The 16,261-nt window shown below is 63.2% G+C and carries 13 protein-coding genes; 9 read left to right on the forward strand and 4 right to left on the reverse strand.

Annotated elements, in window-relative coordinates:
• Position 1: 1 nt before the first annotated feature.
• The gene (locus M5C01_RS00940; RefSeq protein ID WP_152737010.1) at positions 2-1,108 is read right to left on the reverse strand and encodes an acyltransferase; all 1,107 of its coding nucleotides are present in this window, start codon (positions 1,106-1,108) and stop codon (positions 2-4) included.
• A gap of 74 nt (positions 1,109-1,182) precedes the next feature.
• Entirely contained in the window at positions 1,183-2,391 is a 1,209-nt protein-coding gene (locus M5C01_RS00945) for an ammonium transporter (RefSeq protein WP_103499318.1), read from the reverse strand.
• A 355-nt stretch (positions 2,392-2,746) separates the two neighbouring features.
• On the opposite strand from M5C01_RS00945, the gene M5C01_RS00950 reads away from it, so the two are divergent.
• From M5C01_RS00950 to M5C01_RS00990, 9 genes are all read left to right on the forward strand, one after another.
• Entirely contained in the window at positions 2,747-3,061 is a 315-nt protein-coding gene (locus M5C01_RS00950; RefSeq protein ID WP_103499317.1) for a DUF883 family protein, read from the forward strand.
• Between the two features lies 1 nt (position 3,062).
• Positions 3,063-3,440, forward strand: a complete 378-nt coding sequence (locus M5C01_RS00955) for a phage holin family protein (protein WP_103499316.1) — start codon at positions 3,063-3,065, stop codon at positions 3,438-3,440.
• Complete coding sequence (locus M5C01_RS00960) at positions 3,437-3,778, forward strand: hypothetical protein (RefSeq protein WP_103499315.1); 342 nt, start codon at positions 3,437-3,439, stop codon at positions 3,776-3,778. Before M5C01_RS00955 ends, M5C01_RS00960 begins: the two co-directional genes overlap by 4 nt.
• Before the next feature lie 122 nt (positions 3,779-3,900).
• Positions 3,901-5,064 (forward strand): EAL domain-containing protein, encoded by a 1,164-nt coding sequence (locus tag M5C01_RS00965; protein WP_103499314.1) that lies wholly within the window; start codon positions 3,901-3,903, stop codon positions 5,062-5,064.
• A 95-nt stretch (positions 5,065-5,159) separates the two neighbouring features.
• On the forward strand, positions 5,160-6,491 hold the full coding sequence (locus M5C01_RS00970) for a deoxyguanosinetriphosphate triphosphohydrolase (RefSeq protein WP_103499313.1): 1,332 nt from the start codon (positions 5,160-5,162) through the stop codon (positions 6,489-6,491).
• A 241-nt stretch (positions 6,492-6,732) separates the two neighbouring features.
• The gene (locus tag M5C01_RS00975) at positions 6,733-7,155 is read left to right on the forward strand and encodes a response regulator (protein ID WP_103499312.1); all 423 of its coding nucleotides are present in this window, start codon (positions 6,733-6,735) and stop codon (positions 7,153-7,155) included.
• Between the two features lie 332 nt (positions 7,156-7,487).
• Positions 7,488-8,117, forward strand: a complete 630-nt coding sequence (locus tag M5C01_RS00980; RefSeq protein WP_040064687.1) for a response regulator transcription factor — start codon at positions 7,488-7,490, stop codon at positions 8,115-8,117.
• A gap of 8 nt (positions 8,118-8,125) precedes the next feature.
• Positions 8,126-11,779 carry a transporter substrate-binding domain-containing protein gene (locus M5C01_RS00985; RefSeq protein ID WP_152737011.1) on the forward strand — a complete coding sequence of 1,218 codons (3,654 nt, stop codon included), beginning with the start codon at positions 8,126-8,128 and terminating at the stop codon, positions 11,777-11,779.
• 60 nt (positions 11,780-11,839) lie between these two features.
• A complete protein-coding gene (locus M5C01_RS00990) occupies positions 11,840-14,791 on the forward strand; it encodes an HD domain-containing phosphohydrolase (RefSeq protein ID WP_103499310.1) in 2,952 nt (983 codons plus the stop codon).
• A 6-nt stretch (positions 14,792-14,797) separates the two neighbouring features.
• Here the strand turns inward: M5C01_RS00990 and M5C01_RS00995 are convergent, their stop codons facing one another.
• Together M5C01_RS00995 and M5C01_RS01000 are read right to left on the reverse strand one after the other, a co-directional pair.
• A complete protein-coding gene (locus M5C01_RS00995) occupies positions 14,798-15,280 on the reverse strand; it encodes a GAF domain-containing protein (RefSeq protein ID WP_152737012.1) in 483 nt (160 codons plus the stop codon).
• Complete coding sequence (locus M5C01_RS01000; protein ID WP_103499308.1) at positions 15,277-16,167, reverse strand: ATP-binding protein; 891 nt, start codon at positions 16,165-16,167, stop codon at positions 15,277-15,279. The genes M5C01_RS00995 and M5C01_RS01000 overlap by 4 nt, the downstream gene beginning before the upstream one ends.
• Positions 16,168-16,261: the final 94 nt, after the last annotated feature.

The following is a 16,261-nucleotide window of genomic DNA, read 5'->3' on the forward strand; positions in this document are numbered from 1 at the left end:
CTCATTTGCCGTCCGGCAACGGATCGGACGCTTTGTGGGAGGAGACGGTCCGAAACCGTCGCTTGCAGTAGCTTGTCGCCCGATCGAGCACCGGTTTTTCAAAAAACGAGTAGCCGACCCAGCCGTAACCCCAGACCGCGAGCATCATCAGGACCAGGAACACCAGATTGTCCTCGATATGGGTCGGCCAGTTGCCGATGATCTGCCAGGCCCGGCCCACGACGCCGAGCACCAGCAAGTGCGAGAGATAGATGGTGTAGGACATATCACCGGTGAAGACCAGGAAGCGTGGGCAACGGATCAACTGGCGCCGCTCCAGCAAGGCCAGCGACAGTGTCAGGGCGCCGAATACCAGCCCCACCCACAGCATCCTCGGCAAGCCCTCGGTAGAGAACAGTTCATAGTGCCCGATCAAGGCAAAACCCGGCACCAGCGCCGTCGCCAGGACCAGCCAGAGCACGGCATTCGGTACTTTTGCACTGTGCCGACCATAGAAGAACAGCGCCGCCGCGCTGCCGATAATGAATTCCAGTGCATAGGGGTGCAGGATAATCTTCAGGGCCGAGGAATAGTCGCGCCAGGAGTCCAGCAGGTTGAACGCCACCAGCGCCACCGCCCAGGCCAGCAGCAACAGCGGCAAGCCACGCTCGCGAAACCCCAGCAGCAGGCTGAACACCAGGTAGAACCACAACTCGAACACCAGCGACCAGGCCACCATCACCAGCAATACCCGATCATTGGGCAGCAGCAGGAACGACAGCCACAGGTTGGAACCGCCGTGGGAGCTGTTGACCAGCATCGGCTGGACCAGATAGACCACCAGGGTGATAAAGAAGTAGAGCCAGTAGTTGGGGTAGATCCGCGAGACCCGGTTGAACAGGAAACGCTGGGCCTGGACCCGATCCTGGAAGCGGCCGCGGGTGACGATCACCATGACGAAGCCGCTGATGACAAAAAACAGGTCGACGCCCAGCTGGAAAAAATCCACCCACGCCGGCAGCAAGGTATCGCCGCCGGAGTACTTGTGCTCGACCGCCGCCATGTGGAACAAGACCACGCCCAGCACTGCCGCGCCCCTCAAGCCTTGCAGTGAATACAGACGCTCCATAGACCTCTCCGCTCGACGGGAACCTGGCCACACGCCCCCCTGATCTGGGGTTGATCATAGCGAACCGAGTCGGATTAGTCCTGACTCACCGCACCGATCTTGTGGATCGACAGATCGGCCCCGTAGTACTCCTCTTCCTGGCTCAAGCGCAGGCCATGCACGGCCTTGATCGCGCCGTACACGGCAAAGCCACCGATCAGGGCTACCACCACCCCCAAGCCGGTGCCGATCAACTGGCTGACCAGGCTGACGCCACCCAGGCCGCCCAACGCCTGCTGGCCGAAGATCCCACAGGCAATCCCGCCCCAGACCCCACACAGGCCATGCAACGGCCAGACGCCAAGCACATCGTCGATCTTCCACTGGCTCTGGGCCGCGATAAAACACCAGACGAACAAGCCGCCCGCCACCACGCCGGTCACCAGCGCGCCCACCGGGTGCATCAGGTCGGAACCGGCACAGATCGCCACCAGCCCGGCCAGGGGGCCGTTGTGCAGGAAGCCCGGATCGTTGCGGCCGATGATCAGCGCCGCCACCGTGCCGCCGACCATCGCCATCAACGAATTGACCGCCACCAGCCCACTCACCCCTTGCAGGGTCTGCGCGCTCATGACGTTGAAGCCGAACCAGCCGACGATCAGGATCCACGACCCCAGGGCCAGGAACGGAATACTCGACGGTGCGAACGCCACCAACCGCCCCTCGCGGTAGCGACCCTGACGCGGCCCCAGCAAGAGCACCGCCGCCAGCGCCAGCCAGCCACCCATGGCGTGCACCACCACGGAGCCGGCGAAGTCATGGAAGCTGGCGCCAAAGCGCGCCAGCAGCCAGGCTTGCAGGCCGAAGTTACCGTTCCAGACCAGGCCTTCGAAAAACGGGTAGACAAAGGCTACGATCAGGGCGGTGGCGCACAACTGCGGGGCAAACCGCGCACGCTCGGCAATCCCGCCGGAAATGATCGCCGGAATCGCCGCCGCGAAGGTCAGCAGGAAAAAGAACTTCACCAGGCCATAGCCGTGGTCGCCGCTGATTTGCGCCGCCGGCTGTAAAAAGCTCACACCGTAGGAAATCCAGTAACCTATAAAGAAATAGGCCAGGGTCGAAATCGCGAAGTCGCTGAGGATTTTCGACAAGGCATTGACCTGGTTCTTTTGCCGAACGGTGCCGACCTCGAGAAAGGCGAAACCGGCGTGCATGGCCAGGACCATGACCGCCCCGAGCAGAATGAACAGGGTGTTGGAACCGTGGACCAGAGTGTCCACAGCGCTTTGCAAATTTTCCATGGAGACGGCAGACCTGAAGTCAGGGAAAAGCACCAAAGCAGTTCAATTACTACGCATTTCGCACCAGATTGGCGCCACCCCGAGCCGAGAGCGAACCGCTTTGGCGCAGGACGAAACACGCAGCGCGAGGAACCCTCGGGTTTTTTCCGCGTTTTTTGATTATTTGAGGTATGGTTTTCGCAGGCCAGGGCCCTAGCGCGCCCAAATACAGCGCACATGCCCGGCACAACGCACCAGCACAAAGCAAAAGCTGTACCAGCCGATCGCAGTGAACCTTCAGCCCGGGTCCACACTCGAAACCTGCACAGACTTTTCACGGACGCTTTTTCATAGATAGCTTTTCACGGAGAACATCATGGCTCGCAAAACGGCACAGACGGCTCAAGAAATACTGATGGCGGATTTCCAGACCCTGGTCAGCGACACCGAGCGCCTGCTCGAGCACACCGCCAGTCTCGCCGGCGACCAGGCCGATGAGCTGCGCACACAGATTCACGAAAGCCTGCTCAAGGCCCGCGAAACCCTGCAACTGACCGAAGCCTCCCTGCGCGATCGCGGCCAGGCGGCGGTCGACGCGACCGAAGCCTACGTCCAGGCCAAACCCTGGCAGTCCATCGGGATTGCCGCCGGTATCGGCTTTATCGTCGGCCTGCTGGCGACGCGGCGCTGATATGGCCGGGGATGAATCGAGCGGCAGCGGCGCCTCGAGTCGCCGCCTGGGTGCGGCGTTCCTCGGCCTGTTGCACAGCCATGTTGAATTGTTCGGCATCGAGCTCCAGGAGCAGAAGGCCCGGACCGTCAGCCTGTTGCTGTTCGCCGGGCTGACCCTGGTGTTCGGCCTGTTGCTGCTGGTGGGGCTGTCGGCGCTGGTACTGATCCTGCTCTGGGACACCGCGCGCCTGGCCGGGATCATCGGCCTTTGCGTGTTTTACTGCATGGCCGCGCTGTTCTGCGCCCTGCGCCTGAAAGCGGCGATCTTCGATGAGTCGTCGCCCTTCCATGCCACCCTTGAAGAGTTGGCCAACGACCGCGAGCGACTGCTGCCATGAGCCTGCCCGACCTGACGCACCTCCATACCCGGCGTGATATGCGCAAGGCGCTGATCCGCCTGCGCATGGAAATGCATCGCCAGGAAATCCGCCATGAGTCCCGCGAACTGCTGCAACCCTTGCAGCGCATGCGCGGCCTGGGTCGGAACTGGCAGGCCAACCTGGGCCTCAAGCACGCGCCTCTGTGGGGAATCGGCATCGTCACGCTGCTGGGCTTCATGAGCGGCAGGGGCGCCAAGGGCGGCGGCGTCGACAGCCTGTCGCGCTGGGCGCGCCTGGGGGCCAGCCTGTTGCCGCTGATTCGGCTGGCGCTGCGGGGCACCGCGTCCAAACCCTGACGCCAGAAAAGCTGGCTGCATTCTTGCAGTAGCCATCGGGTTGAGCACGAACCTTCGGGCTCGCGCTCAATCTGCCTTGCCCGCCGCAGCCAGACTTATAAGACCCAGCCCAAGGAGGCACCGTGATCGACGGGCAACCGCTCGCCTGCTTTCAGCCGTTCATCGATACCGCCACCGGCCGTATCGCCGGTGTCGAGGCCCTTGGCCGACTGCGCCAGGACAATGGACAACTGACCTCCGTGGGCCCCCTGTTCGCCGATCCGCGAACCCCCTCCGCCGCACTGCGACGCCTGGACCGGCAGATCCGCGACAACGCCCTCAGCCGGCTGCATGAAGCGCCCCCGGACTGGTTCCTGAGCCTGAACATGTCGCCGCGCTGGATCAGCCGCCTGAGCAATGGCCAGGCCCTGCCGAGCCTCAAGCAACTGGCGCAGTACGCTGTCGACCCACGGCGCATCGTCTTCGAAATCACCGAACTGGGGGGCGACAGCCTGCGCCTGGCGGAAGTGGTCAAGCGCTATCGAGAGGCCGGCGCACGGATCGCCATCGACGATTTCGGCGCCGGGTATTCCCAACTCGATCGGGTGCTGGCCTTGCAGCCGGACATTCTCAAGCTCGATATGCGCCTGTTCCAGGCCGCGGCCCGCGGCGGTCCCAGCAGCGAAGTGGTCAAGGCCCTGGCGCAAATGGCGGAAAAGACCGGCTGCTGGATCATCGCCGAAGGCGTGGAAACCGAGGCCGAGCTGAATTTCGCCCTGGAATGCGGCTCGCGTTACGTCCAGGGTTATCTGTTCGCCAAGGCCGAACTGGATTTCTTTGCCACCGATGCCTTTGTCGCCCGCTTCGCCGAACTGCGCGAGCGTTATGTGCAGCAGAAGCTGGCCGAGCGCGCGCGCCTGATGAACCTGCGCCAGCAACTGGGCGGGCTCATGGCCACACTGCAGAGCTGGGCCCAGGGCCAGGCACCGCTCAGCCAGTTGCCACGGCCCGACGGTTACCCCTGGCTGCTGCGTTTCTACCAGTGCGATCGCCACGGCACCCAGCTCACGCCCAATCTGGAATGGCGCCACAATGCCTGGCAGGCCGACAGCAGCTACCTGGGCCACAACTGGTCCTGGCGGCCCTACTTCTATCACCTGCTGGCCGAAGGCTGGGACGAGCGCCGTCTGATCCTTTCCAGCACCTATCGCGACGCCACCAGCAACCAGTATTGCCTGACCGCCGGGCAATTCTTCGGCAACGGCCAGCGGCTGCTGCTGATCGACATCGACGCCGCCGGCCTATAAGGTTTGCCTGCACAGGTTTACTTGCACAGTTTTGCTTGCAGGCCGGCACACTAAACGGGAAGCTGGGGCATCAGTCACCGACGGAGAGCCCCGCCTTGGATTGGCACACCCTGCTTACCCGCGAACGTCTCGGGAAATCGCTGCACAGCCCTGAAGAACTGGGCCGCAGCCCCTTCCACAAAGACCACGACCGCATCATCTTCTCCGGAGCCTTCCGGCGCCTGGGGCGCAAGACCCAGGTCCACCCGGTGACCAGCAACGACCATATCCACACCCGCCTGACCCACTCGCTGGAAGTCAGTTGTGTCGGTCGCTCCCTGGGTATGCGCGTCGGTGAAACCCTGCGCGATGCCCTGCCCGACTGGTGCGAACCGAGCGACCTGGGCATGGTCGTGCAATCGGCCTGCCTGGCCCATGACATCGGCAACCCGCCGTTCGGCCACTCCGGCGAGGACGCCATTCGCCACTGGTTCCAGCAGGCGGCCGGGCGCGGCTGGCTGGACGGCATGAGCGTGGCCGAAGGCAATGACTTCCTCAATTTCGAAGGCAACGCCCAGGGCTTCCGGGTCCTGACCCAGCTGGAATATCACCAGTTCGAAGGCGGTACCCGCCTGACCTACGCCACCCTCGGCACCTACCTCAAGTACCCGTGGACGGCGCGCCACGCCGACTCGCTGGGCTACAAGAAACACAAGTTCGGCTGCTACCAGAGCGAACTGCCGATTCTCGAGCAGATCGCCCATAAGCTCGGCCTGCCACAGTTGGAGGAACAACGCTGGGCGCGCCACCCGCTGGTCTACCTGATGGAGGCCGCCGACGATATCTGCTACGCCCTGATCGACCTGGAAGACGGCCTGGAAATGGACCTGCTCGAGTATGCCGAGGTCGAGTCCCTGTTGCTCGGCCTGGTGGGCGACGACCTGCCGGAAACCTATCGGCAACTCGGGCCGCAGGACTCCCGTCGACGCAAGCTGGCGATCCTGCGCGGCAAGGCCATCGAACACTTGACCAACGCCGCGGCCAGGGCCTTCGTCGAGCAACAGGACGCGCTGCTGGCCGGGACCCTGCCAGGGGATCTGGTCGAGCATATGCATGGCCCGGCCAAACGCTGCGTGCTCAACGCCAAGGACATCGCCCGCAAGAAAATCTTCCAGGACAAGCGCAAGACCCTCCACGAGATCGGCGCCTACACCACCCTGGAAATCCTCTTGAACGCCTTCTGTGGCGCGGCCCTGGAACAACACGGCGGACGCACGCCGTCGTTCAAGCATCGGCGTATCCTCGACCTGCTCGGCAACAGCGCCCCCCGGCCCGAGTGGCCGCTGCACAGCTCGTTCCTGCGGGTGATCGACTTCATCGCCGGCATGACCGACAGCTACGCCAGTGAAATGGCCCGGGAAATGACCGGTCGCTCCAGCCCGGTATAAACCCCAGCCGCCCGCCCCTGATCAGGGCGGGTTGTTTAGCGGGATAAAACCTACATCGGCGAGAGAATGAACTGATTGATCATGGCTTCGACCCACTGAAATAATTGCTTTCCTCTTATGTCTGCCGCCCACACTCAAGCTGACCTGCCATTCAACAAGCGCCCGATTCCAGGCATATTTTCCTACACAGCGCCTATCTATGTAGCCTTGTCCCGAGCCGACAGGTCGCCCGGAAAACACCATGCCCAAACACAACTTACGCGTGTTGCTGGTAGAGGATCACCCCTTTCAACTGGCCGCCACCCAGAGCCTGCTCAACAGCTATGGCTTCCACGCCCTGACGCCAACGCTCAACGCCCGGGAAGCCATGAGTGCACTGAATTCGGCGCACACCCCGTTCGACCTGATGTTGTGCGACCAGTGCCTGCCGGACGTCCTCGGGCTGGACCTGATCGAAACCGCCTGCCGCAGCGGCATGATCAAACAGGCGATCCTGCTCAGCAGCCTCAGCAGCGAAGAACTCGCGGCCCTCAGCGCCCTCGCGCTGGAGCGACGGCTGCCCTTGCTCGGCTGCCTGAGCAAACCGCTGAACGGCCCGGACCTGCAGAGCGCCCTGGGCCTGGATCGCTACCCGCATGAGGTACGCGGCCCTGCCGAGCCCTAGCCATCGCCGAGCCTCATCCCGGCGCGCCGACGTGACCTGCCCCCCTGCCCCGACTCCGCCCCGGGGGCGGCAATGGCAAAAACATGCCTACCAGCAAGTAGGACATTTCCCAAAACATTATAAGAATTTATAAAGCATCAACCATTCCGTATAACCACCCCATTCAATACTGAACGGCTCTTCCCTTTCAAACTTGCGTCATGCGTAAGTCGAAACCCTATTTAAAGTAGGAATATTCCTATACTACCTCTGTAGGGCCTTCCCTTCATGCGCCCGCTTGTCCAACTGAGCTAAGGTTCGCGCTTTCCAAACAGCTCGTATGGGACTTTATTATGAACTCGGTTTTTATCGTCGACGACCACCCCGTTGTCCGCCTGGCCATCAGGATATTGTTGGAACAAGAAGATTGTTATGAAATAGTCGGGGAAACCGATAACGGTGTCGACGCGATGCAAATGGTCCGCGAATGCATGCCGGACCTGGTGATCCTCGATATCAGTATCCCCAAACTCGACGGCCTGGAGGTGCTGGCCCGCTTCAATGCAATGAATTCGCCGCTCAAGACCCTGGTGCTGACGGCGCAGACGCCCAACCTGTTCGCCATGCGCTGCATGCAGTCCGGCGCCTCGGGTTATGTCTGCAAGGCCGAAGACTTGAGCGAGTTGCTGAGTGCGATCAAGGCGGTACTGTCCGGCTACAATTACTTCCCAAGCCAGGCGTTGATCGGTGCTCGAAAAGAGGGGCCGGAAAATCCGGAGATCGAACTCTTCAAACTCGTCAATGATCGGGAACTGATGGTCCTGCAATTGTTTGCCCAGGGCCGGACCAACAAGGAAATCGCCAAGGGTATGTTTCTCAGCAACAAGACCGTCAGTACCTACAAGAAAAGACTTATGCAAAAACTCAAGGCCAAATCCCTGGTAGAGCTTATCGAGATGGCCAAACGCAACGCGGTAGTGTGAGAAAACCAATGCCCATGCGCATAAAGGACTATCTGATGGTGATCACAGGCTTGTGCCTGTGCCTGTCAGCGCTTGCAGAGACCCCGGGTATCACCCACTTCTCATTACTCAGCCGTTCAAGCGCCAGCCACATGGAGGTCGTGCTGGACAAGGAGCAACGGCGCTGGGTCGAGGACAAGCGCGAGCTGGTACTCGGCACCTCCGCCCCGGACTACCCGCCTTTCGACATGACCGTCAGCGGCCATGACTATGAAGGCATCACCGCCGACTACGCCGGTATCCTGGCCAAGGCCCTGGGCCTGCCGATCAAGGTGCAGAGCTTTGCCACCCGCGAAGCCGCCATCAGTGCCCTCGAACAAGGCCGGATCGACCTGCTCGGCAGCGCCAACGGCTTCGAGGCGGTGAACAAGAACATCGCGCTGTCGACCCCCTACGCCATCGACCAGCCGGTGCTGGTCACCCGTGAAAACGAAACCCGCGCCCTGAGCGATGGCCTGGCAGGCATGCGCCTGAGCATGGTCTACCACTACCTGCCACTGGACGAGATCAAGAGCCTTTATCCCAACGCCACGCTGCAGTTCTACCCGTCCTACCTGAACGCGCTCAACGCCGTGGCGTTCGACCAGGCCGACGTGTTTCTCGGCGACACCATCTCGACCCACTACCTGATCAACAAGGGCTATTTGCGCAATGTGAAAATGGCCAACTTCGGCAAGCACGAGGCCTACGGCTTCAGCTTTGCCGTACGCGGTGACAACGCCGCCCTGCTGGGCGCCGTCAACGCCACCCTGAAAGCGATCCCCACCAGCGAGCGCGAGAGTATCGCCCACCGCTGGAGCGCCGGCAGCGACATCCTGCTGACCGACCACAAGCTGCAACTGACCGCGCGCGAAGAACGCTGGATCAAGGAGCACCCGGTGGTCCGCGTGGTGGTCAACGAAGCCCTGGCGCCGATCACCTTCTTCGACGCCGACAACAGCTTCCGTGGCGTCACCGCCGACCTGCTGGAACTGATCCGCCTGCGCACCGGCCTGCGTTTCGACGTGCAGCGCTCGCGCAGCCTGGACGACATGATCAACCGGATCAAAAACAACCAGGCCGACATTATCGCCGCCGTCAGCCCGACCAATGAACGCGAGAACATCCTGCATTTCAGCCGGCCGTACATGGAGAACTCGTTCGTGCTGCTGACGGCCAAGGGCCGCGACAGCGTCAACAACCTCGACCAGATGCAGGGCCGGCGCCTGGCGGTGATCCGCGGCAACCCGCTGATCGACTACCTGCGCAGCGATTTCCCGGAGATCAAGCTGATTGAAACCGACGACAGCCTCAAGGCAGTCGAACTGCTCGCCCAGGGTCAGGCGGAAGGCGCGGTGAGTTCGCTGGTGATCGCCAACTACCTGATCGCCTCGCAAACCTTCGACGACAAGCTGCAGATCAGCGCGACCATCGGCACCCAGCAGGCGATCTTCGCCCTGGCCACCGCCCGTGGGGCCACGGAGCTGGGCTCGATTCTCGACAAGGCGCTGCTGAGCATCGCCCCGGACGAACTGGGCATCATCAACAGTCGCTGGCGCGGCTACACACCATCGTCCGAGAGCTACTGGCGCAACTACCATCGGCTGATCCTGCAGATCGTCATGGGGGCCGGCGCGCTGCTGCTGCTCTCGCTGGGCTGGAACGCCTACATGCGCCGGCAGATCCGGCAACGGCAACTGGCCGAGCGGGCCCTGAGCGACCAGTTCGAATTCATGCGCGCGCTGGTCAACGGCACCCCGCACCCGATCTATGTGCGTGATCGCGAAGGCTTGTTGCAGACCTGCAACGACAGCTACCTGCAAGCCTTCTCGACCAAGCTCGAGGATGTGATCGGCAAGCGGGTCATGGACGCCTACCAGGGCAACGCCTTCGAGGCCCGGGAATACCAGGCCGACTACCAGCGGGTGATGGACGAAGGCACGGCGCAGATCTGCGACCGCACCCTGCATATCGGCGACCGCCGGATGACCATCTATCACTGGATCCTGCCCTACCGTAACTCCCTGGGCGAGGTGCAGGGCATCATCGGCGGCTGGATCGACATCAGCGAACGCCGCGAACTGTTCGAAGAACTGCGCGCGGCCAAGGACCAGGCCGACAGCGCCAACCGGGCCAAGAGCACCTTCCTGGCAACCATGAGCCACGAAATCCGCACACCGATGAACGCGGTGATCGGCATGCTCGAACTGACCCTCAAGCGCGCGGACCAGGGCCACCTCGATCGCCCCGCCATCGAAGTCGCCTACAACTCGGCCAAGGACCTGCTGGAACTGATCGGCGATATCCTCGATATCGCCCGCATCGAGTCCGGTCGCCTGAGCCTGTCCCCCGAGCGGGTCAACCTCGGCGAACTGGTGGAATCGGTGGTCCGGGTCTTCGATGGCCTGGCACGGCAGAAACAGCTGGACCTGGTGGTGCAGCTGCCTGAACGCCAGGACATCGGCGACATCCTGATCGATCCCCTGCGCTTCAAGCAGATCCTGTCCAACCTGATCAGCAATGCCATCAAGTTCACCGAGCAGGGCCAGGTCACCATCTCGTTGCAGATGCAGCCCACCGCGGTGGCGCAACGGACGAACATGACCCTGACCGTCCAGGACAGCGGCATCGGCATCAGCGCCGCCGATCAGGCCCGGCTGTTCGAGCCCTTTGTACAGGCCGACAACTCCGGCCACCTGGCCCGTAGCGGCGCCGGCCTGGGCCTGGTGATCTGCCGCAGCCTGTGCGAAATGATGGGTGGCACCCTGAGCCTGTCCAGCGTGCCGGGCGAAGGCACCCGAGTGGTGGTGGCCCTGGAACTGGACTGCCTCGAAGCCACTCAAGGCACCGCCCGGCGCGATCCGGAACTGACCCCGGCGCTGCAGGCGCTGAATGTCCTGGTGGTGGACGACCACCCGGCCAACCGCCTGTTGATGTGCCAGCAACTGGGCTTTCTCGGCCACTCGTTCAGCACCGCACAGAATGGTGCAACCGGTTTGCAGGCCTGGAAAGACGGGCATTTCGACCTGGTGATCGTCGACTGCAACATGCCCGTCCTGAACGGCTACGAGATGACCCGCCGCCTGCGCGAACATGAAGCCCGCCATGACCTCCCGGCCTGCGCGGTGTTCGGTTTCACCGCCAACGCCCAGCCCGAGGAACGCACCCGCTGCAAGGAAGCCGGCATGAACGACTGCCTGTTCAAGCCCATCAGCCTGACCACCCTCAACCAGAAACTCGCCGACGTCATGCCGCGCCCGCGTCCGAGCCAGGCCGCCTTCAGCCTCGACGGCCTGCACGCCCTGACCGGGGGCGAGCCGCTGCTGATGCGTCGCTTGATCGACGAGCTGCTGAGCAGTTGCCAGGCGGACCGCGAGGAACTGCTCGGACTGCCCATCAACGGTGATCTGGTCCCCCTCATCGACATGGCCCACAAGATCAAGGGCGCGGCGCGGATCGCCCAGGCCAACGCGTTGGTGGAACACTGCGAAATCCTGGAAAAGCAATGCCAGGAGGACGCTCCGAGGCCGCAGATCGAAAGCGCCCGGCAGGCGATTGTGCAGGCCTTGCTCGAACTCGAAACGGCCTTGCGCGAGCACACCGGCCCGCCGCCTGAAAAAATGCCCGGCCAGGAGCACACCTGACAGCGGACATTGGCTATCCTTGGGCGCTGAGCACGGCCCCATCACCCAGGGAGATCAGCGATGCCCCGTCCCATGCAACGCGAAAGACGCCGGCTGGCGCTGCACGTGCACATCAGTATCCTGTTCACCTGCCTGCTGCTGCTGACCGGCACCCTGCTGGGGCTGTTCAACTACCGGCAAACCACGCAGATCATTCTCGCCAGCAGCGAAAAAATCTTCGGCAGGGTCCGCGACGATGTACAGCTGGACCTGCTGCACACCTACCAGCCAATTCGTCATCTGCTGAGCCTGCTGGCCATCGACGATCGCACCCAGGCCCTTACGCTTGGGCAACGGCTGGCACTGCTCAAGCCCTTCACCCAGGCCCTGAACGACAACCCGAACCTGGCATCGCTGTACCTCGGTTACGCCGATGGCGACTTCTTCATGGTCCGGCCGCTGCGCGACAGCGCCCTGCGCGCCTATTTCAAGGCACCGGAGAACGCCGCCTTCCAGGTCTGGAGTATCGAGCGCGACCCCGGCGTCGCGGGGGTCAAGTCCGAATCATTGTTCTACGACGCGGCCCTGCAACTGATCAGCCGCCAGGACAATCACCGCGAAGCCTACGATCCCCGCGTACGTTCCTGGTTCAACAGCGCCCTGAAGGACAGCGACCAGATCACCACCGCGCCCTACCTGTTTTTCTCCACCCACAATGTCGGCACCACCCTCGCCCGACGCGGCAGCGCCAACGTGGTGATCGCCGCCGACCTGACCCTGGCGGATCTTTCCGCGACCCTGGACAAACACAAGGTCACGCCCTCGACCGAAATCGTCCTGTTCGATGAACACGACAATGCCGTGGCCTATCCCGACTACGCCCGGCTGATCGGCCACAGCAGCGACGCACGGTTGCCCCGGGTCCAGGACCTGAGCCCGATCCTGCAACGCTTCATGGAACCGGGCAGCAGCACCGAGCACCACCTGGACAGCGCGCAACGGCAATGGATAGTCGCCCGTACGCAACTCGCCGAAGGCGGGCCCAAGGGCCTGCAACTGGCCCTGCTGGTTCCGGAAGACGAACTCCTGGCGGACGCCTACCGGATCCGCTGGCAAGGCGCGCTGATCACCCTGGCCACCCTGCTGCTGTGCCTGCCCCTGGGCTGGCTGACGTCCAGGCTGCTGGTCAAGCCGCTGCACGCCCTGGTACAGGAGGCCGATGCGATTCGCAGCTTCAACTTCAACCACCCGGCGACACCGCGCTCGCCGGTGCTGGAAGTCGACCGGCTGGCGACCTCGATGATCCGAATGAAGCAGACCCTGGCGAGCTTCTTCGAAATCGCCTCCAGCCTCTCGGCGCAAACCCGCTTCGATCCCCTGCTGCAACGGGTGCTCGAGGAAACGCTGAAAATCGCCCAGGCCCGCGCCGGGCTGATCTACCTGCTGGACAGCGACAGCCGCCAGCTGGAAGCCCATGCCCTGATCATCGATGGTGTCCAGCAGGATCCCCGGCACTTCGATATCCGCGGTGCAGCCGAGGCTGACGAACAGCGCCCGGACTGGCTCAAGGCACTGGACCGGCAGGACAACGTGGTCGCCACCCTCGGCTTCGAGCAGGCGGCCGACTTGCAAAAGGTCATGCTCGCCCTGGAGAGCCCGCGGATTCACCTGATCGGCATCCGCTTGCACAACCGCCATGGCGAAACCGTCGGCGTCCTCGCCCTGCTGCTGCCCGACAGCGGCACCGAAACCGATATGGAGAACCTGCAGCCGGACCGCATCGCCTTTATCAGCGCCATTTCCGGCACCGCGGCCGCCTGCATCGAAAGCCAGCGCCTGCAAGCCCGGCAGAAACAACTGCTGGACGCGTTCATCCAGTTATTGGCCGGCGCCATCGATGCCAAGAGTCCTTACACCGGCGGCCACTGCCAACGGGTGCCGGTGCTGACGCTGATGATCGCCGAGGCCGCCGCGGCCAGCCAGACACCGGCGTTCAAAGGCTACCAACCCAGCGAAGACGAATGGGAGGCGCTGCATGTCGCTGCCTGGCTGCATGACTGCGGCAAGGTCACCACTCCCGAATACGTGGTCGACAAGGCCACCAAGCTGGAAACCCTGTACGACCGCATTCACGAAATACGCACCCGCTTCGAAGTGCTCAAGCGCGATGCCTGGGTCGACTATTGGCAAGGCCGGGCGCTGGGTGGCGACGAAGCCGACTTGGGCCGGGCGCGCGACGCCAGCCTGACGGCCCTGGACGAGGACTTCGCCTTTGTCGCCCACTGCAACCTGGGCGGCGAGGCCATGGCCGAAGCCGACCTGGAACACCTGCAGCGGATTGCCCAACGCACCTGGACCCGCACGCTGGACGATCGTCTCGGGGTGTCCTGGGAAGAAAAGCTCCGCCAGGAACGCAGCCCCGCCGCGCCCCTGCCGGCCACCGAAGCGCTGCTGGCGGACAAGCCCGAGCATCTGTTCGAACGCAACGAGGCCGAACTGATCCCCGCCGACAATCGCTGGGGCTTTCAGCTCGACGTGCCGCCCTACAAGTTCAATCGGGGGGAGTTGTACAACCTGAGCATTACCCGCGGCACGCTGACCCGCGAAGAGCGCTACATCATCAACCATCACATGGTGCAGACCATCCTGATGCTCGATCAACTGCCGTTTCCCGGGCACCTGACCGCCGTGCCGGAGATCGCCGGCGGCCACCACGAGAAAATGGACGGCACCGGTTACCCCAAGCGCCTGAAGCGCGAACAGATGAGCCTGCCGGCGCGGATGATGGCGATTGCCGATATCTTCGAGGCGCTGACCGCCGCCGATCGCCCGTACAAAAAGGGCAAGACCCTGAGCGAAGCGCTGGGCATCATGGCCGGCATGTGCCGCGACGCCCATATCGACCCGCAATTGTTCGAGCTGTTTATCCGTGAGGAAATCTACCTGGCGTACGCCCGGCAACACGTCCTGCCCCAGCAGATCGACACGGTGGATGCCGAGTCGCTGCTGGAAAAGGCCGGTCTGGGCGCCTGAGTCGCCTCAGCAGTCGGTCAGGCGCAGGAAGATCGCTGCCAGGTGTTCGATCCCGGCCTGGTCTTCGAGGGTGAAGCGGGCCAGGCTCGGGCTGTCCAGGTCGAGCACGCCGATCAGGCGGCCGTCCTTGACCAGTGGCACCACCAGCTCGCTGTTCGAGGCGCTGTCGCAGGCGATATGCCCGGCAAACGCATGCACGTCTTCGACCCGCTGGGTTTCCCGGGTGGCCGCGGCGGTGCCGCAGACGCCCCGGCCGAAGGGGATTCGCACGCAGGCGATCTGCCCCTGGAACGGCCCAAGGACCAGTTCCTCATGGCGATTGAGGTAGAAACCGGCCCAATTCAGGTCATCCAGCTGATTGAACAGGAAGGCCGAGAACTGCGCGGCATTGGCGATGAAATCCCGCTCGTCCGCCAGCAACGATTCCAGCTGTGCGTGCAACAGACCATAGCCCTCGAGGCCGGCCCCGGTGTTCTGCAAATCGATCATGGTGCCTGCTCCAACAACTTCAAACCCACCCAATAACGCGCAAACTGATAGGCGCAGCGACCGTTGCGATTGCCGCGTCCGGTGGCCCAGCGCACCGCCTGGATATCCAGCGCCTCGTCGCGCTGCCAGGCCAGGCCGGCCTTGAGCGCCAACTCGCCGATCCAGTGTTCGACAACACTGAGGAAGTGCTCCTGGGTAAAGGGATAGAACGACAGCCACAGGCCGAAACGATCGGACAGGGCAATCTTGTCCTCCACCGCTTCGCTGGGGTGCAGCTCGCCGTCGACGCGCTTCCAGTTTTCGTTGTCGCTCTCTTTCTCGGGCACCAGGTGCCGGCGGTTCGAGGTGGCGTAGAGCAGGACATTGTCCGGGGCCTGTTCGAGGGAACCGTCGAGCACACTCTTGAGCACACGGTAGTCGCCTTCACCGGCCTCGAAGGACAGGTCATCGCAGAACAGCACGAAACGCTGGGGCAGCTTTTGCAACTGCTCCACCACCCGCGGCAGGTCGGCCAGGTGATCGCGCTCGATCTCGATCAGGCGCAAACCGGCCTTGGCATGTTCGGCGAGCAAGGCGCGCACCAACGAGGACTTGCCGGTGCCGCGCGACCCCCAGAGCAAGGCATGGTTGGCGGGCAGGCCATCGAGGAACTGGCGGGTGTTGCGCGCCAGTTGCTCGCGTTGCTTGTCGACGCCGATCAGGTCGGACAAACGCATGTCCAGGCTGACCTCCAGCGGCAACAGATAACCGCTGCGCCCTTCGCGCTGCCAGCGGGCCGCCAGGCAGCCGTTCCAGTCGATGGCCTGGCGCGGTGCCGGCAACAGGGGTTCAAGACGGGCGAGCACCGCATCGGCACGCTCAAGAAAGGCATTCAATCGAGAATCCACGACGTTTCCTCAGGCAAGTTCATACGATGATGTCGCGTTGGCGCCGCCGGGCGCCGGCAAGCTCTGGCAGACTGCACACCGCGCGTATCGAATC

Source organism: Pseudomonas sp. MWU12-2319 (assembly GCF_023242525.1).
In the GTDB taxonomy this organism is placed as follows: domain Bacteria; phylum Pseudomonadota; class Gammaproteobacteria; order Pseudomonadales; family Pseudomonadaceae; genus Aquipseudomonas; species Aquipseudomonas gingeri_D.